Source organism: Methylobacterium sp. CM6247, from assembly GCF_054817925.1.
This window is the reverse complement of the sequence record NZ_JBTXKX010000003.1, coordinates 1,847,028-1,865,116: the sequence shown is the minus strand read 5'-3', so window position 1 is coordinate 1,865,116 and position 18,089 is coordinate 1,847,028. Positions and strand designations below refer to the sequence as shown.

The 18,089-nt window shown below is 59.3% G+C and carries 22 protein-coding genes, 1 tRNA gene and 2 pseudogenes; 11 read left to right on the top strand and 14 right to left on the bottom strand.

Translation table 11 applies throughout. The annotated features are described in order from the left end of the window. Positions 1 to 414 precede the first annotated feature (414 nt). Entirely contained in the window at positions 415 to 969 is a 555-nt protein-coding gene (locus ACYQOP_RS09660; RefSeq protein ID WP_461222228.1) for a DUF2059 domain-containing protein, read from the top strand. Positions 970 to 1,532: 563 nt separating this feature from the next. On the opposite strand, the gene ACYQOP_RS09655 is transcribed toward ACYQOP_RS09660, so the two are convergent. Next, positions 1,533 to 1,763: a tautomerase family protein gene (locus tag ACYQOP_RS09655; protein ID WP_461222227.1), complete on the bottom strand. Its 231-nt coding sequence runs from the start codon at positions 1,761 to 1,763 to the stop codon at positions 1,533 to 1,535. Positions 1,764 to 2,436: 673 nt separating this feature from the next. Between ACYQOP_RS09655 and ACYQOP_RS09650 the strand changes: the two genes are divergently transcribed. Continuing rightward, positions 2,437 to 2,646: a hypothetical protein gene (locus ACYQOP_RS09650; RefSeq protein WP_056453792.1), complete on the top strand. Its 210-nt coding sequence runs from the start codon at positions 2,437 to 2,439 to the stop codon at positions 2,644 to 2,646. Positions 2,647 to 2,971: 325 nt separating this feature from the next. Beyond that, on the top strand, positions 2,972 to 3,745 hold the full coding sequence (locus ACYQOP_RS09645; protein WP_461222226.1) for a GGDEF domain-containing protein: 774 nt from the start codon (positions 2,972 to 2,974) through the stop codon (positions 3,743 to 3,745). Between the two features lie 157 nt (positions 3,746 to 3,902). Here the strand turns inward: ACYQOP_RS09645 and ACYQOP_RS09640 are convergent, their stop codons facing one another. Together ACYQOP_RS09640 and ACYQOP_RS09635 are read right to left on the bottom strand one after the other, a co-directional pair. After that, positions 3,903 to 5,195, bottom strand: coding sequence for a Y-family DNA polymerase (locus ACYQOP_RS09640; RefSeq protein ID WP_461222225.1), 1,293 nt, complete (start codon positions 5,193 to 5,195; stop codon positions 3,903 to 3,905). Continuing rightward, positions 5,192 to 5,647 (bottom strand): LexA family protein, encoded by a 456-nt coding sequence (locus ACYQOP_RS09635; protein ID WP_461222224.1) that lies wholly within the window; start codon positions 5,645 to 5,647, stop codon positions 5,192 to 5,194. The genes ACYQOP_RS09640 and ACYQOP_RS09635 overlap by 4 nt, the downstream gene beginning before the upstream one ends. On the opposite strand from ACYQOP_RS09635, the gene ACYQOP_RS09630 reads away from it, so the two are divergent. Both ACYQOP_RS09630 and ACYQOP_RS09625 read left to right on the top strand, forming a co-directional pair. After that, positions 5,646 to 5,993: a DUF6894 family protein gene (locus ACYQOP_RS09630; RefSeq protein ID WP_461222223.1), complete on the top strand. Its 348-nt coding sequence runs from the start codon at positions 5,646 to 5,648 to the stop codon at positions 5,991 to 5,993. The two genes, ACYQOP_RS09635 and ACYQOP_RS09630, sit on opposite strands and share 2 nt — an antisense overlap. Before the next feature lie 134 nt (positions 5,994 to 6,127). Beyond that, complete coding sequence (locus tag ACYQOP_RS09625; protein WP_461222222.1) at positions 6,128 to 6,394, top strand: hypothetical protein; 267 nt, start codon at positions 6,128 to 6,130, stop codon at positions 6,392 to 6,394. 8 nt (positions 6,395 to 6,402) lie between these two features. On the opposite strand, the gene ACYQOP_RS09620 is transcribed toward ACYQOP_RS09625, so the two are convergent. Continuing rightward, a complete protein-coding gene (locus ACYQOP_RS09620) occupies positions 6,403 to 6,627 on the bottom strand; it encodes a hypothetical protein (RefSeq protein WP_461222221.1) in 225 nt (74 codons plus the stop codon). 239 nt (positions 6,628 to 6,866) lie between these two features. Here ACYQOP_RS09620 and ACYQOP_RS09615 point away from each other — a divergent pair, with 239 nt between their 5' ends. From ACYQOP_RS09615 to ACYQOP_RS09600, 4 genes are all read left to right on the top strand, one after another. Further along, the gene (locus tag ACYQOP_RS09615) at positions 6,867 to 7,109 is read left to right on the top strand and encodes a DUF6894 family protein (protein ID WP_056434697.1); all 243 of its coding nucleotides are present in this window, start codon (positions 6,867 to 6,869) and stop codon (positions 7,107 to 7,109) included. Positions 7,110 to 7,479: 370 nt separating this feature from the next. Then, complete coding sequence (locus ACYQOP_RS09610) at positions 7,480 to 7,713, top strand: hypothetical protein (protein ID WP_461222220.1); 234 nt, start codon at positions 7,480 to 7,482, stop codon at positions 7,711 to 7,713. A 74-nt stretch (positions 7,714 to 7,787) separates the two neighbouring features. Beyond that, positions 7,788 to 8,108, top strand: a complete 321-nt coding sequence (locus ACYQOP_RS09605; RefSeq protein ID WP_461222219.1) for a hypothetical protein — start codon at positions 7,788 to 7,790, stop codon at positions 8,106 to 8,108. A 179-nt stretch (positions 8,109 to 8,287) separates the two neighbouring features. After that, complete coding sequence (locus ACYQOP_RS09600) at positions 8,288 to 8,491, top strand: hypothetical protein (protein WP_461222218.1); 204 nt, start codon at positions 8,288 to 8,290, stop codon at positions 8,489 to 8,491. 259 nt (positions 8,492 to 8,750) lie between these two features. Here the strand turns inward: ACYQOP_RS09600 and ACYQOP_RS09595 are convergent, their stop codons facing one another. Next, positions 8,751 to 9,284 carry a Ros/MucR family transcriptional regulator gene (locus ACYQOP_RS09595; protein WP_056434705.1) on the bottom strand — a complete coding sequence of 178 codons (534 nt, stop codon included), beginning with the start codon at positions 9,282 to 9,284 and terminating at the stop codon, positions 8,751 to 8,753. Between the two features lie 551 nt (positions 9,285 to 9,835). Between ACYQOP_RS09595 and ACYQOP_RS09590 the strand changes: the two genes are divergently transcribed. Further along, positions 9,836 to 10,009 (top strand): hypothetical protein, encoded by a 174-nt coding sequence (locus ACYQOP_RS09590; protein WP_200930133.1) that lies wholly within the window; start codon positions 9,836 to 9,838, stop codon positions 10,007 to 10,009. Positions 10,010 to 10,193: 184 nt separating this feature from the next. Here the strand turns inward: ACYQOP_RS09590 and ACYQOP_RS09585 are convergent, their stop codons facing one another. The 5 genes from ACYQOP_RS09585 to ACYQOP_RS09565 all read right to left on the bottom strand — a co-directional run bounded on the left by ACYQOP_RS09585 (position 10,194) and on the right by ACYQOP_RS09565 (position 13,511). Then, entirely contained in the window at positions 10,194 to 10,694 is a 501-nt protein-coding gene (locus tag ACYQOP_RS09585; protein ID WP_207412345.1) for a hypothetical protein, read from the bottom strand. A gap of 257 nt (positions 10,695 to 10,951) precedes the next feature. Beyond that, positions 10,952 to 11,134, bottom strand: a complete 183-nt coding sequence (locus ACYQOP_RS09580) for a hypothetical protein (protein WP_461222217.1) — start codon at positions 11,132 to 11,134, stop codon at positions 10,952 to 10,954. A gap of 590 nt (positions 11,135 to 11,724) precedes the next feature. Continuing rightward, positions 11,725 to 12,246 carry a phospholipase A2 family protein gene (locus tag ACYQOP_RS09575; RefSeq protein ID WP_461225264.1) on the bottom strand — a complete coding sequence of 174 codons (522 nt, stop codon included), beginning with the start codon at positions 12,244 to 12,246 and terminating at the stop codon, positions 11,725 to 11,727. 552 nt (positions 12,247 to 12,798) lie between these two features. Further along, entirely contained in the window at positions 12,799 to 13,287 is a 489-nt protein-coding gene (locus ACYQOP_RS09570) for a thermonuclease family protein (RefSeq protein ID WP_461225263.1), read from the bottom strand. After that, a complete protein-coding gene (locus ACYQOP_RS09565; RefSeq protein WP_461222215.1) occupies positions 13,197 to 13,511 on the bottom strand; it encodes a thermonuclease family protein in 315 nt (104 codons plus the stop codon). Before ACYQOP_RS09565 ends, ACYQOP_RS09570 begins: the two co-directional genes overlap by 91 nt. 114 nt (positions 13,512 to 13,625) lie before the next feature. Here ACYQOP_RS09565 and ACYQOP_RS09560 point away from each other — a divergent pair, with 114 nt between their 5' ends. Then, on the top strand, positions 13,626 to 13,850 hold the full coding sequence (locus ACYQOP_RS09560) for a hypothetical protein (protein ID WP_207412344.1): 225 nt from the start codon (positions 13,626 to 13,628) through the stop codon (positions 13,848 to 13,850). Positions 13,851 to 13,905: 55 nt separating this feature from the next. Here ACYQOP_RS09560 and ACYQOP_RS09555 read toward each other — a convergent pair. The 4 genes and pseudogenes from ACYQOP_RS09555 to ACYQOP_RS09540 form a co-directional block, all read right to left on the bottom strand. Continuing rightward, positions 13,906 to 14,317: pseudogene (locus tag ACYQOP_RS09555) on the bottom strand (SOS response-associated peptidase family protein); the annotation flags it as partial. A 432-nt stretch (positions 14,318 to 14,749) separates the two neighbouring features. Next, a pseudogene (locus tag ACYQOP_RS09550) lies at positions 14,750 to 15,900 on the bottom strand (IS3 family transposase). Between the two features lie 159 nt (positions 15,901 to 16,059). Next, the gene (locus tag ACYQOP_RS09545; protein WP_461222214.1) at positions 16,060 to 17,766 is read right to left on the bottom strand and encodes a DUF6538 domain-containing protein; all 1,707 of its coding nucleotides are present in this window, start codon (positions 17,764 to 17,766) and stop codon (positions 16,060 to 16,062) included. An 89-nt stretch (positions 17,767 to 17,855) separates the two neighbouring features. After that, positions 17,856 to 17,945 (bottom strand) — tRNA-Ser (locus tag ACYQOP_RS09540). Between the last annotated feature and the right edge of the window lie 144 nt (positions 17,946 to 18,089).

Here is an 18,089-nt window from a genome sequence, read left to right as displayed (position 1 = left end):
TCCGCCAACGCCCGGCACACCCCGTGCATGGCGCTGAGAGAGCTTGTCCTCCCTCATGCTCCTCTGAACAACTGACCCGCCCGGCTCACGCTGCGGCGGGTTTTTTCGTATGGTGCCCGCGACCCAAATACCTAAGTACGGGATTCCACTTTTCGCATAGGGGGTATGCTGCTAGGGAGGGGCTCCCAAAAAGAAGGGCCGCCCCGAAGAGCGACCCGAGTCTAGGGAGGAAACGCCAAAAAGGGCTGCTGAAACGCGACGCCATCGCGTTCCCGCAATGTGACAATGCATCGAATGCTAGATGGCCTCAAGCCTCTAGCCTTGGAGACCGACCTTGCCCGCCCGGCTGACGCCGCGGCGGGTTTTTCGTTTGGATTGCCCTACCTCTGCAGTTCCACAACTGGAGGAAACCTCTTGCAGAATCGTATCGGCCGTTTGGGCCCCCTAATCGCAGGCCTTTCCCTGTGCATTCCCCTCGCATCGGAAGCGCTTGCCCAAGCAGCAGCGCCAGCGGCCAAGCCTGCTGCAACGGCGGCACAAGATCCGGCGACGCTAAAGGTGGCACGTGAGGTCGTGACCCAGATGCAGGGGGATCGCGCGACTACGCTATCCTCAATGGCCGCCCCCATGGCCGGCATGATGCAGCAGATGGGAATCAAGGAAGCTGATCGGGCTCAGGTCATCGTTCAAGAGGCCGTACTTCCAATGTTGACGGCCCATTACGACGAACTCCTCGATATCCAGGCACGCAGCTTCGCAAGTGTCCTCAGCAAAGAGGATCTGCAGGCGGTGGGAACGTTCTATGCCTCTCCGGCTGGCCGCCGCCTTGCCGCAGCACAACCTCAGCTAGTTCAGGCTCAGATGGCCGGCACGACACAGTGGATGCAGGGCCTGATGCCCGAGATGCAGACGAAGATCGTGCAGATCATCAAAGCGAAGGGATGGGGGCCTGGCGACAAGCCCAAATAATGGCTCTCGTTAGGGCTATAGTGCTCTGAGTAATCATGACCCGTCGGCTGAGGCGGCGCGGGGGCTTTTCATGCGGCACTGGTCCACCCGACGCGCGACCCCGTGTGCCGGTCGTCCCGAGAGCACAATATGACTCCGCCCGGCGAAAGCCGGAGCGGGGTATTTTCTTTCGATTCGGTACATGCCTTTCCGGAGGTCGGTCTTCTTGATAGAAAAGCACCGTGAATTCACAAGATTCACCTCGGTCGGGGCCTTGGCATTTGACAATCGCCGCGACTGCTTTCGGGAAGCATTAGGCCGATGACTGAGCAAACCCCACCGGTCCGTTCACCTGATGCTGAAGCGAAGCGAAGCGAAGCGCGCGAGTTCAGGCAATTAAAGAAGGACGAGCCAAAATTCGCGCAGCATTGCGTAAAGCGAAGCGCGCGGACGAGGAAGCTCAGAACGAGTGTAACTTGGACGGGACTTAGCTATTTACGGCCCGATCGGGGCGTACAGATGAATTTCTGCAAGAACGGTTATTAACCCGCCCGGCTCACGCCGCGGGTAGTTTTTGGTTTTGACTAGGGCGCCTTAAACTGTCGTGCCGCTTTCTTGACGGTAAGGCGGCGAATTGCGGTGAGTTGCCATTCAGACGAGCCGGTAGTCGAGGTCGTCCCTTCAGCGGCAACCTCTCGCAAGATCACCTCGAAACTCTCCCTCGAAACACCGAGGCTCTCGGCTAATGCCTTAAAGCCGTGAAGTGCCGCGACATAAGCGGCGTGTTTCAACTCTTCGTCGTATCCGGTCACCATCCGTTCAGTGCAGTAGCAGCCGGCTCTTAATTTTTCTTCTCAAGCCCCGCCGCTGTCATGGCGCGCCGGGCTTTTTGTTCTCGCCGCCTGGAACGCCTGCCCTAAGGGTCGGCCTGGGCGGGGCTGCCTGCAAATTTGATTGATTGGCACAAGCGATGCCATAATAGATTGAAATATTGTATTCACTTTTGAAACCTAGATGATCCGTCTGCCGTACCAGCGCGCATGATGAATGCGAAAGCACGCCCGAGGCCCGTCCCTTTCTTATCGGTTACAGCTAGTCGCCTCTATGCCGCTGACGAAGCCTGGGCCACAGAGCTAGCGGCACGGTTTGGTGACGAGATGGTCAATGCAATCTCGGCCCAACCAGAGGGCCGTGGGGAAGAGGGAACCAGACTTCGCGCGCTTTACGATGCCCGAAGCCGTGCCCTGAGTGATTGGCAGCGCGTCCGAGGTCTGAGGTAGCGTTACGAACGCCCCTTTACCAATCGACTTCCCAATCTCAGCGTCTCAGCATTACGCCCGGCCGCCGGTCGTTCAGGAACGCGCTTAAGCCCTCGTTAACCATTCCCCCGGCATCTTTCGGACTACGCCCGGAGGCCACCATGACGCTCACCGTTTTCGATCCGATCTCGGGCAAGCTGGTGACGACCGAGGTGCCGGTCAGGAAGCCATGTCCCTGAGCCTCTACCGCATTGGACCTGACGAGCATCACCTAATCCAGGCTGGCGAGGTCGTCGGCAATCTGGCGCGAGAGGAAGGCAAGTCGAGTTGGCGGGTGTCGCTGCTTGAGGACGCCGGGACGATCCGGCAGCGTCTTTTCAGATCGTTCGACGCGGCGTTGGAATGGCTGGGCCTGCCCGCTCTGGCTGAGCCGGTCTAAGGTTATCCGGGAACTGATGGTGAAAACGCTTGCTGCTGAGCGAGCGGACAAGTCCAAGATTTGATAGTTGAAGCAAAGAAGTATGGCCCGGACGGATTGCGGCACGCCACTCGTTTGCGTTCTCAAACCGGAACGAAGGACACGGTAAGTCTACCCCCATCCCACGTGAGGCCAGTCATCGAGCTTCTGAACCGCCTTTAGAGAGGCGCCAGAAACCAGACAAGCGGGGAGGACATTAATTGAACGTTGACGCTTAATCTGAGGTATTGATTCAGCCTGTCGCCTTAGGCGTAAGCGCCGTACCGCTTCAAAGTGTATGTATGTCATGCCGCTTATCCGCAACCCTCTTAAAAAGCTACGCATTGCGTCGAAGCGTGATCTTCAATTTTATATGATCCGAACGACAGCCTTCTGCATTGGCGTCGCGCTTCTCTTCGATGTGGTTCAGCAGCTTGTATTTTTTCAGAGCTGGACATCCGCAGTTCGGTCTTGGGTCATCACCGTTGTAGTTGTAATCGTCGTTGCCGCTCCCGTCACTAGAGCTATCGGCAAAGCGCACTTAGCACTTTTCAGGGCAAGCCAGACTGACCCGTTAACTGGGCTGCTGAATCGGCGGGCCCTTCTCGAAGATGTTGAGGAGCGCTCGACGCTGATGGCACTTATGATCGTCGATATAGATCATTTTAAATCAGTGAACGATAATCACGGCCATTTGGTTGGCGATCAAGTTCTTCGTGTCGTAGCCGAAATTATGCAGCGCGAGCTCGGCGCCATTGGACGAATTGGGCGACTTGGAGGCGAAGAGTTCGCGCTGATCACCGAGGGTTGCTACGAACGAAGCCTGCTTCAGCGACTTGACGAATTCCGGGAAACCATAGCTCGAACACTCGTCCATGCTGGCTCGGCCGTCGTATCAGTTACCATCTCAGCAGGTGTTGCAACCCGCACGCCAGATCAGCCCTTTCAGGCGCTATTCATTGAAGCAGATCAGGCACTCTATCGTGCCAAGGCGGCGGGCCGTAACCGCATCGTGGTCGCGCCCACTGGAAACTTTACAAGTGACGACGGGCATCAAAAGCAGTTGGCGTCAATCCGCTGACCGGTAGTGAAGATTGGAAATCTTCCGATCAAATCTGATCGCGTTTTGCGCGCCTCCGCTGCAAGATTACGTGGTACCGATGAACAGCGCTTGGTGCTCTGCAGGCGGAAGGGCATGGGCCAAATGCCGTGTGCATCAACGGTATTGTCGCCTCTTCTCACGCATGCGCCGTTGGCAGCTCTGATATCTGTATCGTGTAGCGCGGGCTCCGCATCTCGAACTTCGTCGACCAGGTCCGCTTCGTTTCCAGGCCCGCCCGGGCCGGCACGACGGCACCGCGCCCAAAGCGCCGATTGCACTCGTCCATCGCGGCCATCAACGGAGCGCTGCGCTCACGGTCGAGCTGGCCGATCAGGGCGCGCTGGGATTCCTCCAACAGCTTGAGGTCGGTGGTGATGACGCCAGCCTTGCTGTAGCGCCACGGCCGGTCGCCTGGTGCCTCGCGCCAAGTGCGGGTCACACCCTCGAGCGCCGCTTTGATCAGCGCCAATGTGTCGTTCGTCGCCTCCGGTAACGTGACAGTCGTCGAGACCGAGCGCATCGGGTCGCCGCGGTCGTGCTCGGAGGTGTGGTAGAAAACCGAGACGTGGTTCGTGCCGAGCCCACCCCGGCGCAGTTTCTCACCCAATCGGGTCGCGTGAGCGGACACCGCCTGCTCCATCGTGGCTCGGTCCTCGATCCGGCTGGAGAACGAGCGCGTCACGGCACACCCCTTCCGTTGGGCCGGCATCAGTTCGAGCGGCAGGCAGCACACGCCGCGCAGCTCATGGATGATGCGCTCGCCAACCACCGTCATCGCCTTACGGACCGGACGCGGGTCGAGGTCGCGCAGATCGGCGATGGAATCGACGCCCATGGCTTCTAGCTTCGCCAGCGAGGCCCGGCCGATCCCCCAGACCTCGCCGACGTGGATGCGACAGAGCCAAGCCGCCCGCTCGTCCTCGTCCGAGAGGTCACACACCCCGCCGAGATCCGGAATCGTCTTGGCGATGTGGTTGGCGAGCTTCGCCAGCGTCTTCGTTGGCCCAATCCCCACGCATGTCGGAATGCCGGTCCAGGCGCGCACCGTCGCACGCAGGTCACGCGCGAGCTCGACGCGCCGATCCTCGCGCACGTCCGACAGATCGAGGAAGCTCTCATCGATGGAATAGATCTCCACAGCCGGCGAGAAGTCGCGATAGACCGCGTTCGCCCTGGCGCTCATGTCGCCATAGAGCGTGTAGTTCGACGAGAACGCCCGCACGCCCTCGCGCTTGCACAGGTCGCGGATCTTGAACCAAGGCTCGCCCATCTTGATCCCGAGCGCCTTGGCCTCGGCGGTGCGGGCCACCGCGCAGCCATCGTTGTTGGACAGCACGATCACCGGGACGCGGGCGAGCTTCGGGTCGAACACCCGCTCGCAGGAGCAATAGAAGCTGTTGCCGTCGATCAGCGCGATGGCACGGCTCATCGAACCAGGCCGGCCCGGGCGATGTGCCAGCGGATCGAAAACCGTACGACGCCCCAGATCTCGGCCTCGCCGCTCTCCTCAACCGCGAAGGCCGGCAGGTCCGGGTTCTCGAACGAGAGCCGCGCCACGTTCCCGTCCACGAGGAAACGCTTGATCGACATGTGGCCATCGATGGCAGCGACCACGACGCTATCGTGCACAGCTTTGAGGCTCCGATCCACGACGGCAAGATCGCGGTCGAAGATGCCGGCGCCGCGCATGGAATCTCCGGAGATGTTCCAGGCGAACGTAGCCGGCGGGTTCGGTGCGAGCCACCGCGGCAGTTCGAGCGAGCCTTCGAGGAAGTCGTCAGCTGGCGACGGGAAGCCAGCGCAGAGCGTCGGCCCCATGATGGGGATGTGGACAACGTCGGTACCGCCCGGCGTCAACTCGTCGATTCGATGGACGCCCATGGCCCTCTCCGTTAGAACGAAAAGAGAACAAACAGGCTGGTGGTTCCGGGTCAATCTTAACCGTATGCGGCCTATTCGAGCCTGTGAAGAGCTGTGGATGGCGCGCCAGACATATCGATTTCACTGCATCGACGGACACGCCGTGATCATCGACGAGATGGGTGTGAAACTACCGAACACTGGCTTGCTCTGGCACCATCCCGAGCGAGCCGCATGGCAGGTGATGGAGTTGAGCGGGCGAAATCTCGACTGGTCGGATTGGGTCGTCGATGTCCACGACGGCGCCGGCCGGCACGTCATGACCCTTGGATTTATGGACGTGGTCAACGTCCCGATGGCGGCGTGAGAATAGGCGAGATGGGGTAGTGGGTCAGTTTAAAAACTGAAGGCTCGCCGGCATCTCAGGTGCTGCTGTTTCTGTTTGGGCCACGGATAATCTTTGTAGACCCAACACAAGTAAATGCAGGACATCAAAGGCCAATGCAGCAATTCAGCCTTGAGCTTTTCCCCCAGCAATCCAGCGATCGGCACGATATGCCCTCGCTCTTAATCTGCTATGGCAAGTTAATGGCGCAAATTATTAACCTGAGCAGTAGGTATATCCCTCTATCAGATCCCGAGCGCGTCCGCCATTCGGTTCGACTGGTGCAGGAGATGAAAGCCGAGATCGCCCGAAGCCGTGACCTTCTGAGCGAAACGAAGGAAATCCTCCGCAAAATGCCGGATCTAAGGCCGAACTTCGACTAGCGCCAGCCTCAATCAACCGGCGAAAATCTCTCGATAAAGCGCAAGCCGTCCCAAAGCTCGACGGTCTCATCGCCCACCATCGCTTTATCTTGCTGAACGGCGCGCTCCTCATTGTCGGCTGCGAGCCGCATCGCGTTCACGACCGTCCCGCTCTTGGCTACCACGATGGCACGGTAAACCGCCGATTGCCGATCACCTAAACCGCTAAGATGGAGTTGAGCTGAGCCCGACACGGCTTTGCTCCTTCTATGGCGGGAGCATTCTAATCTCAGGAGTCGCCGCCTGATTCGCTAGCTGATTAGAAACGATATCGACGACCCAATACGGTCGCAGCCACATATGTCAAATTGTTGCAAGATTAGGAACTTCTCATAATTTGGCCCTTTCTGGTCTAAGCAGTTCTGTATGAACCCAGACAGAAACCCTAGCTGGAGATGCGCGGTTGGCCTAGCAAACCGAACAGGGAGAGCCTATGCCCCGCTACTTCTTTGATCTCCACATCGACGGCAAAGCCCAGCGTGATGATACGGGGGTGATTTTGGAGACGATGGCGGAGGTGCGTAGGGCAGCACAGAAGCTCCTGCCCGCGATCGGATACGAGGAAATCCCCGCAGATGGAGATCGCATGTCGATTGTCGTCTTTGTGACAGATATGGATAGTCGTCCTGTCTACTCCGCTACGTTAAGCTATTCGGGGCTTTCGCTGCTGAGGTAGCACGCTCCCCTTGGTGCATTTGCTCTATAAGACTGATTTTACAACAGGACGTACGAACCACCGATCAAAAAAACTAATCAAATGACAAATTTTCGAAGTTTGAGATTCCGGTCGACACGTTGTCACATGCCTTTTCCTCAGCAATCTTGGCCGACCTGGGGAAAGGCGGCTCGCTGCCAACGCATCATTCGGTGCATTTCTAATTGAGGTGTAGGGGTAGGCGAGGAAGGAAGACTCCATGCCGTGCGGAACGACCCTGCTAAAGCGCTCTGCGATCCTGGCCTTTGCCGTGGGATGCTTGTGGCTGCCCACTGGCACCGCTTCGTCCCAACCGTCATCAAGCGTGTCAGACGCTGATCGGGAGAAGCGGATGGAGGCCATGCACCAACAGCAAGTGGAGAATTCGGCCAGCCAGGCAAAGAAGGACAAGGACCGCGACGCCCGCACCGACCGTCTATCGAAGTCCGTTTGTATCGGATGCGGCGGTGGCGTCGTGCCGTTCGATCCGTCTGGGCGCGCTGCGAAGAAGGAGCCACGCAAGGCTCGGGCAGTGAAGCCCCGGCGTATTGATCCAGCACAAGCGGGTGGCGAAGGCGGCGATTGACGAGCCCGACCACCCGGCGAGCCTCCGCCGAGTTGCCTCACGGATCAGATCGAACTCTCGCACAGTGACAGTCCATGGCAAAGCTAGCTTTCAATTTGATGCTGGAGGAGCCGCGTGAGACATACATTGTCACCAGCGCGGCCCTGATCGTCGGAAGAATCGATTGTATTCAAGCCGAACCTGTGGCGGACCAGCAGTGGGCATGGGCGATGCACCTCGATATTGGTGTGGCACCGTTCCGGCGAGGCGGAAACGCTGGCTCTGCCGACGAGGCGGCACTCAAGATGCGTGAGGCTTGGGAGGATTGGAAGGTCTGGGCCGGGTTGCGGGATGTCGAGGGAGCCGAAGGCACCATGGCAGCGACCGTTCAGATGCCCCTCAAATCGTTGACGTAGAGCATCGCATTCGTTGTCCGGCCCATTGCCGCAGCCAATTCGGATACTGGGCGACCCAAATAGGGGCGTAGCCTCGTGCACACCAACAGCAGGCCCTCTCATGGATGCTAGCGAGAGGTTCTGTCGCATCCCCCTCGCGCCGTTCTCGGGTTTGGCTGCTGCCGAACAAGGCGACCCTCGTGGCAGCGAATGACAATGCCACTAGCTACACCCTGAAACCCGCTTTCGCGGCGAAGGTTGGCGACCACATCAAGCTCGCGGTGGAAGCCGAGAACGGGACCAACTTCAAGATCGTGGCGACCGCCGAGCAGTTCGACGCGCTCAAAGGCGATCTACAAAGCATCCTTGCCGAGGGCGACGCAAAGGCCGAAGCTACGGAGTAGCGGATTAGGCATGCTCATTGATCGTTAACCATATGATCCCCACATGAGGGCTAGGCCGATCGCGACCCACGTCGCTTGATCGGAGACGGCCACGATGCCGGGACAGGGTGACGCCGGATGTACGCGCACCTTGGCTCGGTGTCCGTGGCCGTTAGCTTTTCGGGTAGCTGCTATTCTCGATGCAGTTCGACCTTCTCCCGCTTTCCTCTGTCCAACCGCGGGTAGGGCCTAGCATGCGCCCGGCGCCCTTCAAGGCTCGTCAGGCAGCGACAGCAGCCTTGCGTGGCCGCCCGGCCTTCTTGGGCTTCTCAGGGGCCGGAGCGGCCTCTTCAACGACGGCCTTTTCTGGAGCGGCTATCTTCGCGTTGGCTGCACCCTTGCGCTGCTGCCCAAGGCCAAGGGACCGAGCAAGCTCCGAGCGCTGCGCCGAGTAGCTTGCGGAGGTCATGGGATAGTCGGCGTGTAGGCCATGCTTCGCACGGTAAGCCTCAGGGCTCAGCCCGCGGAGCGTTAGATGCCGGCGCAGCGTCTTGTAGGGCTTGCCATCCTCGAAGCTGATGAGGTGGTCTGGCGTGATCGACTTCTTGATCTGTGCCGGCGTCGCCTTCTCGATCTTGTCCACCTCCGGCGCGCTAGATCCACCGCTGGTAAGGCCGCTGATGGCGGCGTGCACGCTGCTCAGCAAGTCGGCCAATGATCCTACCGGAACCGAGTTGTTGGAGACGTAGGCGGCGACGATGTCAGCCGTAAGCTCGATATGGCTGGTCGGCAGTTCGGGAGTCTGATCTGTCATATCGTTGTTCTCAAGAGGAGCCGTGGAACCCCCATAGAGCAATGTTTCGAGGCGTTCTCAATAGCATTATTATCGGATAGAGAAATAGATAGGTGATATAAACGCTCTTCGAAGCCAGCCGCGCCGACCTGGAATGAGAAGCAATAGGCCATCGATGACGCACGAACTCCCGCCCTGGCGCGAGATCATGACGGATGACTATGCACCCTGCCTTTTCACGGATCTGGGGGCTTCGGAAGCTTGGATCGCTTCTTCGGAAACCCTCAGGGTCCTATTGGTTCGCAAGCATGAGGGGGAATTCCGCCTGCGCCTGGTCCTTCGAGAGGGTGTCGATCTGAGATGGGGCCAACCGCAGACCCGAGCTGGAGGTGGGATTACGCCCATGGGCCAGAGCTCGCCCTCGACGCTACTGAGGTTTGGATCAAGCGGGCCGATGGCCGACGCGAGCGTGTGAATCAGACGGAGACGCGACCGCACCCTTGAGGAGCAATAATTCAACGATCTGGTGGAAATTGTTGCCGTGATTGCCGGGGCAGGATACGGCCAGCGTCATGTCCAAGCTTGTCGCTCTCCTTGACCGTCTGAAGGCCCATCAGCACGTTCTGATCGTCGCCGCTGCGGATCACGACACTATGCCAGCCGATAGTGTGCTGAAGCGCGTCGCCGAGTTGGAGAATGCGATTGCTGCCGTCGAGGCAGTGATGGCGGAGGAAGATGGGAACTAGGTCCCGATACCAACGAACGAACCCGCGACAATGAGCATGGGAGGCTCGAACTTTCGAACCTCCGGATCATGGTCACCGACTTACTGCGTCCCAATCGGACAGTTCCTGAAGCTGGAACCGATGCACCGGATATGCTGATTGGCAGCTTCTGAGGAAAGCCATCCGTTCCTCACGCGAATAAAATTTAGGCCGTGAGGCGCTTTTCGTCTTTGGAAGAGAATTCCTCGGCGATCGTCATTGAGATCTTCGACAGCCACGCTTCTGCTGTGCGAGCCCGCTCTTCCGCTTCTCTAACGCGCGCATCGGCGGCTTTCAGCAACGCATCGGACCGGGTTTGAATATCCTTGGCATGGCTCTCGGCTGCTCTGATGCGCTCATGCGCGGCCGTCATATCCTCACGAACCCGGTCTAGAAGCTCACGAACGCGGATCTCCTGCTCCTGAGTTTCGGCTTCAGCCTCCCTTACCCGATGCGCAGCGTCCCTGACCCTATCAATCAGGTCCGACCAATCCTGTGGGGTGGCGTGATGATTAGGGGGGGAGTCAGTGGTTTGCCTGTCCGTCGAGCCAATGACCCGCAGAATGCCGGCCAGTGAAGGCGCAGAAATCTGCTTCGTATCGGATGCCTGCCGCTCGACTTCGAAATCCCTGGTGAGATCACGCATGATCTTTTCGATCTGATCCACCGTATGATTCCTTACAATCAACCTAAGCACATCGTTTCGGCCTCTCGCATGCCGAGCCGGGAGCACTCCCTAATTTTTTATAACCGTCAAGCGCGATAAAATTGTCTAATTATACTTTGGAAGAACCAACTGCTCGGTGTTGCTCATATATCTCTCAGCATCAGATGCGCGACTTCCCCATCCTGCTGCTTGCGCAGATCACGTGTGCCGCTCAACCCAAGTAGCGTAGGTCGGACAGCCGGCCTTTCCCAAACGGCTCAGCAGGGCGCGGCCCGCGCCTGCCACCTGTCGCGGTCGCGCTCGGCTACGGCAAGCCGCCACTGTAGCCGTTCCACCTCGGCGTGAAGCTCGCCCGCATCCACTGCCAGCTCGACGCACTGCTCCTGAACCTCCGCGAGCTGGGCGCGTAGCTCGGCGTTCTCGGTCGCTAGGGTGAGCAAAAGAAGAGCGTCGGAAATGGCGGGCCTCCCGGGGATTGAGCAGGCCGTGGGCGTCGCCGACGCGGGTTAGCGTTGAATTAACCATCTCGAACATATGGCCTGTGTGCCCTGTGATGTCAGGTTTTGAGATGCAGAGCGGACCGTAGAGGCGGCTGAAGTCATTTAGTAGCGACATCCGAGAAAACGGTATGGCGAGCAGCGATCAATCCTAACGGGAACGTAGAACTGCACACACTCTCGCCGACCTTTGGGTCGATCGTATCTACAACGCACTGCGGAGCCTATGCCGCTGTACGCCGGAGTGAGCACGCCTATGATCAAAATCCTGACGGCAATCCTGTCGGTCTTCGTTGTCCTGGCGCTGGGCGCCTGTGTGACGATGTTGATGCTTCCGTTCAGAGCCCTCCGGGGTCTGATGCGCAGCCCAGCCGAACCGGCTTAACCTGGTCGCCCGTACCGGCGGGATGATCGAGGCCTTCCGCACGACCCTCAGCTTGGTGATGCGGGGTGCCGTGTTCCGGCAACAGACGATCACGTCGATATGCCAGACCAGGATGTGACAGCTGGACCTCCCCTAATGGAGCTTACCCTCAGGGAGCCTGGCAGCTCATGGCATCCGCAGCCCCGACAACGCTCAAGGCTCGGCGACGTATTTCTAGCGTGACGTCTGGTCTTTCCGAAACCGCAGTCGCCTCGCGCCTCAGCTTCTTGTCACAAGCGCACGAGCGATGTCCGGCCATATCGTAGCATGCGTCATGGCGCTGACAGGCGGCATCTAGGGCGTCAGTCGGCGGAAGATCCGCGCCACGCTGGCCCGAGCCGCAATAATTGCCATGGAACAGATCCTTACCCGCGATGACGTTAGCAAGATCGCCCTTCGCGGGAGTCTCATCCTCGTGAGTCCCGCTCGGGTTGAGTTCGTTGGCGGGTCCACCGGCTTTGCTGGCCGATCCTCGCAGGACCTTCGGGATGCCGGAGCGCGCATCTGGCTCGGCGAGTGCCTCTCCGGTGCGAGAGTTCGGATCCGACAGGTCCGGGAGCGGCGGAGGCGGCCCCGGCCTTACGTCATCGATACTCTCCACGGCCTGATCCTGCGACAGGGTTTGCGCCATGGCGTCTTGTGCCAGGAGCAAGGTGAGGGACAGGATGATCGCGCCTATGGTTCTCAAATATGCCTCCTAGGAGGTGACGCGGGAGGGTGAGACGCCCCCCCGTTCACCGAGCCCTTGCAACCGCTTTCCCACGTATGATCGGCGAAGCCGCTCGCGCGTCGGCCATGGGTTACCCACGACGCACTCACACCTCAGTGTGGGGGCATTCGAAGTACGCGAAGGTCTCGTTGTCTGGGCCTGACCTTCAGCCGCCTAGGTACGGTGGAGACCGTAAAACCGTTCCCCGTAACTTCGTAGGGCGAAGGTATTTTGCAGGAGGCGCACACGAATACCCAGCACGACCTCGGCGCTCTCGGACGCCAGGACGAGCAGGAGCAGGGGATCGGAAACAGCGGGCCTTCGGAGATGAGGCCAAGGGAGGCGGTAACCTACTCAGTCATAAAACTTCTCAGAAACGGCGATTAGTCGCCGCAAACATTTTCTGGCGTATCTCATCCATTATGGCTGAAATCTTCTCCGGATCTATGCCGGCCTCAATCGGTGCTTTTGGTATTACCGCGGCGCCCGCCACCCAGCCGCTTTCGCTTCGTCTTCAGAGCAGAACATGCGCTCGCCGTCCTTCTCGCTGATCCGGGTCCGGTCATAGTCGCGCGATCCGGGAACGTGGAAGACCTTCTCGCCCTTTCGGCTAATGTTCCCCTTGATCGCGCAGCCGCCGGCCTTGGGGGCCGCTTGCGGAGGCGTCGGCGAGGGTATCGGACAAACTGGACCGCCCGCTGCCGCGAACCCCATTGTCATGGCCCGCTTGCCCTTGCGCCAATCTCCTGGTGCCGTGAAGGCTCCTCCCCATGTCCCGAGCTTTCCCGCCTTCGCGGTGTCCTCAGATCCAACGTAGTCCTCCGAGTACCGGCGATAGGCGATTGCATGGCCCTTCGCGAGCAGCCAGCGGTTCAGATCCTCGGCCCCCTTTCGGAAGACCGCGACGGTGCGTCCGTACTTATCGGTATCCCTAGGATCGCAGGAGACAGGTTCAGAGTTGATCCGGCTGGCCAGCGCGAGGGCAGCGGCCTGCCCGCATCGGAAGCCTTCCCCACCTTATCTTCGCAGAGCTGGGCGCTTTCGGGCGCGTCGATGGCGTGAAGGCCGATGCGGGTACTGCCGATATCGAGGGTGTCGCCGTCGATCACCGAGGCCCGGCCGGTGATGGGCTCGGCTGCGAATGCGGGAGCCAGTGACAAGGCAAGGAAGAGGGCATGAAGGTACATCGATTTCATCAATATCGACTATCGATCCAATCTTTTTGAATGATGGTGCACTGCAGCGCATATCCCTCTCATCAGACGGGGCGCAGGCCCCGAAACACCAGAGGGATTAGTACCATGACCGTCCATAAAATCGTTCTTGCCGCTTTCGCCGCCATCACCCTGACCGGCACGGCAATGGCTGAGGATCGCGTTAACCTCACGCCGACCCTCTACCGTGAACAGGCTCGCGTCACAGCATCGGTTCGTCCGGCTTCCGAGCTGACGACCACGCCGTCCCTGACCCCGCGTGCCCCCACGACCCGGCGCCTCGTTGCCGACGCTGAAGCCACGGCCCGTTAGGACGGCTTCCCGGGCGGCCTGTCCCAGCACCAGGCCGGCCGCGATGCGATCCTGATTCTGCAGGGTCCTTCCGCGCCCCGGTCGCGACTATCCTCATCTTGGCGTCCCGGGGGTGGGCGCTGTAGCTCGAGGGCGATCTCGGTTGGCGCCTCAGGCCACGTCCGCAGCTCCTCTGGCGTCGTTAGCAGAACCGGCATCTCCTTCGGGTGGCCTGGGCCAACGATGCCATTCGCATCGCATATAAGGAACGAGAACAGCCGGTGCTCGGCCTCGTGGCGGTTGGGGTTCTCGGCCTTGATGCCGCGCACGTCCGTCCAGGGGCGCCAGATGCCGGCGAAGGCGAGCGGCGGACGGTCGTCATCGCGGGCGAACCACGTCGGCGTCTTCATGGGCTTGATGTCCGCATACTCACTGGAGGACGCCAGGACGAGACAGCGGGATTCCGGCTTGAGCAAAGGCCGCCATCTACTCCCAGGGATCGAGCAAGACGGGCATCAAGAACCGGACGCACGGTCGCGACGCGCATGCTTAGCCGTCCCCGGACGCACGACGACAGGCCCGGCCGGCTCCGTGCCCGGCGGGTTGTTCGTAGGTGAAGCGGTTCTGTGAGAAAGCGGCCTTCGTTGCTCATCTGAAGGACGACGGGTGCCCTTTCGGAGGCAAACTTTGATGCACCGTAAATGCCCGTTAATAGGTTGTGGGCGACCGTCGTTTATCTCTTGACTTGGATAATTGCATGCCTTGGTAGCCGGCCCATGAGGCGCACTCGATAGAGCGGGTAACGCTGAGCTTTTAGCTTTCAGAGCCTCTGCCGGCCCGCGGCTGGCAGAAGTAGCCTGCCCCCATTCGGTGGCCCAGGTTCGAAGTTAGTGCATCGTTGGTCGCGTGACGATGGCGGGTTAAGCGACCGGCGCTGAGCTGTTCGGTTCCGTTGGCCAAATGACGACCTCCGGCGCAGGCGAGTGGTAGCCGAGCGACGAGTGCGGTCGGATGCTGTTGTAGTGCCACCGCCATTGCTCGATCACGACGCTGGCCTCCTTGAGGGTGTAGAACACCTCGCCGTTGAGGAGTTCGTCCCGCAGCTTCGCGTTGAAGCTCTCGCAATAGCCGTTCTCCCAGGGACTGCCCGGCTCGATGTAGGCAGTCGTCGATCCAACCGCCGCGATCCAGTCCTGTACGGCCTTGGCAATGAACTCCGGCCCGTTGTCCGAGCGGATATGACCGGGCACACCGCGAAGACTGAATAGGTCCGAGAGCACGTCGATCACGTCCTGCGCCTTAAGCTTACGAGCGACCCGGATGGCCAGGCACTCGCGGGTGAACTCGTCGATCACATTCAACATCCGGTACTTGCGACCGTTGTGCGTGCGGTGCTCGACGAAGTCGTAGGACCAGACGTGGTCGGGCCGCTGCGGGCGCACGCACGAGCCGTCGTTGAGCCAAAGGCGTGCCCGCTTCGGCTGGCGAGCCGGAACCTTGAGCCTCTCGCGGCGCCAGATCCGTTCGACCCGCTTCACGTTCACCGTCCAGCCGTCACGCCGGAGCAAAGCCGTGATCCGACGGTAGCCGTAGCGCCCGTACTGGAGAGCCAAAGCGACGATGGCGGCCGTCAGAGCGGCCTCGTCCTCGACCAGGACGGCGACCCTGCGTTGCGTCGAACGATGCTGAACCAGGACACGGCAGGCGAAACGTTCGGACACACCGTGCTCGGCAACGACGTAAGCGACATAAGCCCGGCGGCGAGCCGGGCTCAGAAGTTTTGCTGGCGCTGCCCTTTGGGTCCCGAAGCTGCCTCCTTCAAGATGAGCTTCTCCAAAGACAGGTCGGAGATCGCCCGACGAAGGCGCTGGTTCTCGGTCTCCAGAGACTTCAACCGCTTGACCTGGTCACCCTTCAGGCCGCCGTATTCGGAGCGCCAGCGGTAATACGTGACCTCAGTCACCTCAGTGGAGCGGATTGCTTCGGCAACCTTACGACCTTGCGAGACCAGAACATCAACTTGGCGCAGCTTGGCGACAATCTCTTCAGCCGTATGCTTCTTCTGTCCCATGACAACATCCTCCACATGGCTCGAAGTCATACCTCAGGGAGGACCACTTTTCAGGAGGCAGGCCACAAGTGGATCTGCAAAGCCACAATTCGACTAAAACAGATGCCACTTACCACGTTCTAGACTGATATTTTCGTATAACATTCCATTTTTATATTATCATGATTCAAGCCCGAATTCTAAATCTAGCTCACGCGGCACTGGAATTTTCTCAATCTGAGAGAACAGCATCGAAATAGAATAATCATCGCCATAGAGTTCGCTTGACTCACCCTCACTATGCCCCATCAGTCTATTTCTTATCTCTGCTGGTATCCCAGAATTTTTGCATTGAGTGGAGAAGCGGTGCCTAAAAGAATGGCTAGGACTAATGCGAGGATCCGTAATCCCTATTTTATTTCTCACCCATCTACTAATCACCTTGGTTGCGTTTCCTCCGCGATTGCCAAACCGATCGGGCGTGGCATCGAAAAATAAATTGTCCATTTTACATGATGCCACAAATTGCAGAAATCCTTCCTCAATAAGCCGAGGATGAATTGGAATGTGACGTTTTGAGCTAAAGCTTTTCAGACTCTTCAGTCCATCTCCCAGTTTTTTAGGTCTCGTGCTTTCTTCGTCGTCATCATAATCGAGCGTCATCCGAAAATAATGAATCCCCATCTCTGAAGAGATGTCGGATCGCTCCAACTGACAGATCTCTGAAATGCGTGCGCCAGTGAAACAGGCGATCCAGGGAACCCACTTTCGATAGCCATTGCGGTCACGAGCGGCTATCAGGACGCGGACGGTTTCTTCATCGGTGAAATCGCGCTTCGTCGATCGCCTTTTGCCTTTGACGGCTGCGCGAGGCTGCTTAAGACCCATAAAGGGATTATTCGGACATTTTCCATTCGCTACGGCCCAGCTGTAGATCGCTTTGACAGCGTAAATGTCATTCGAAACGCTTTTTGCTGACCGTTCGGCAAGGGAGGCAATCTTCCAATCTGAAGCGTCCGACAAGCTGGCAGTGTGGAACATCAAACGTCGCTCCGTAAGGAAGGAAGTCCATCTGCGCAGCTTGCTGGAGAACGTATAGAAGGTCTTCTCGGCCGGCTTATGATCACGTTTCCAACCCTGCAAAATATCCTCCGTGGTTGGTGCACCCACCTTCTCACGGGGAGACCGAATCAAGCGCTCCGTCCGATCATCGAGACGAGTGATCGACGTCAGGGCAGGCGTGGGCCGGGTGGCTCCGCCTTGTCGATCCCTGAGGATCGTTATCACCTCAAGCTCCGCTTCGACGAACGCCATATAGAGGCGCCGATCCGCCGGGGATCCGAATTTGATGTTCAATCCGGCATCGATGACGGTCATCATCGCATCGTGGTTGAAGTGAGTTGCAGCGCAGTCACCCCGCGCGTTTGCATCGCGCAGCTCAGCCTCCCTGGCAGCGATCTCCTGGCTGAGGGCATTGAAGGCTTCGGGGCTCAGCGGCACCGCTCCACGACGTAGGGCTTCGTCATTGGCGAGCTGGCGGTGGCGGAAGATGGCGACCAACTTCTGGATGGTCTCGTCGTCGAGTTGTGAGATCAACGGCTGTGAGCTTAGAAGGAGGCGGCGCTTGGCAAGGCTGATGAGAGTGTCCGCCTCACCATCCAGATGGCGCGCTCGGCGACGAGCTTCATCCTCATCTTGGGTCCCAAGGCTGACCCAAAACTCTCGCCCCGCTTTGCTTCCCTTCAACGAGACAGGAGCGTCTTCGTCGAAGATTCCAGGGCCCGCGGTACCAAGCACAGCCGGCATGTCCGCGCGCAGCGCTTCCGGTATGGTGCGACGGAAATAAAAGATGCCCCGACGCTGGATCAGACCCACCATCTGCCTCATGACTTCGTAGCACTCCTTCGTAGCAGGAGCGCGGTTAGAAGCCTACGGCATCAGAATGATACCGTTACTGCAGTAGCTTAGGGGCTTAGTGGCGGAGAGGGGGGGATTCGAACCCCCGATGGGCTTGCACCCATGCCGCATTTCGAGTGCGGTACAATCAACCGCTCTGCCACCTCTCCGCGGGGCGCCTCGATGAGACGAAGGCTCGTTAGCACGAGTGCGGCGGAGATCGCAAGACGAGAAGCGCGAGTCGAGAACCGCATCGGTACTCATGGCTGGCCAACGGAGGCGCCTGCTCCCGGCAGGCGCCTGCGGTCGTACGT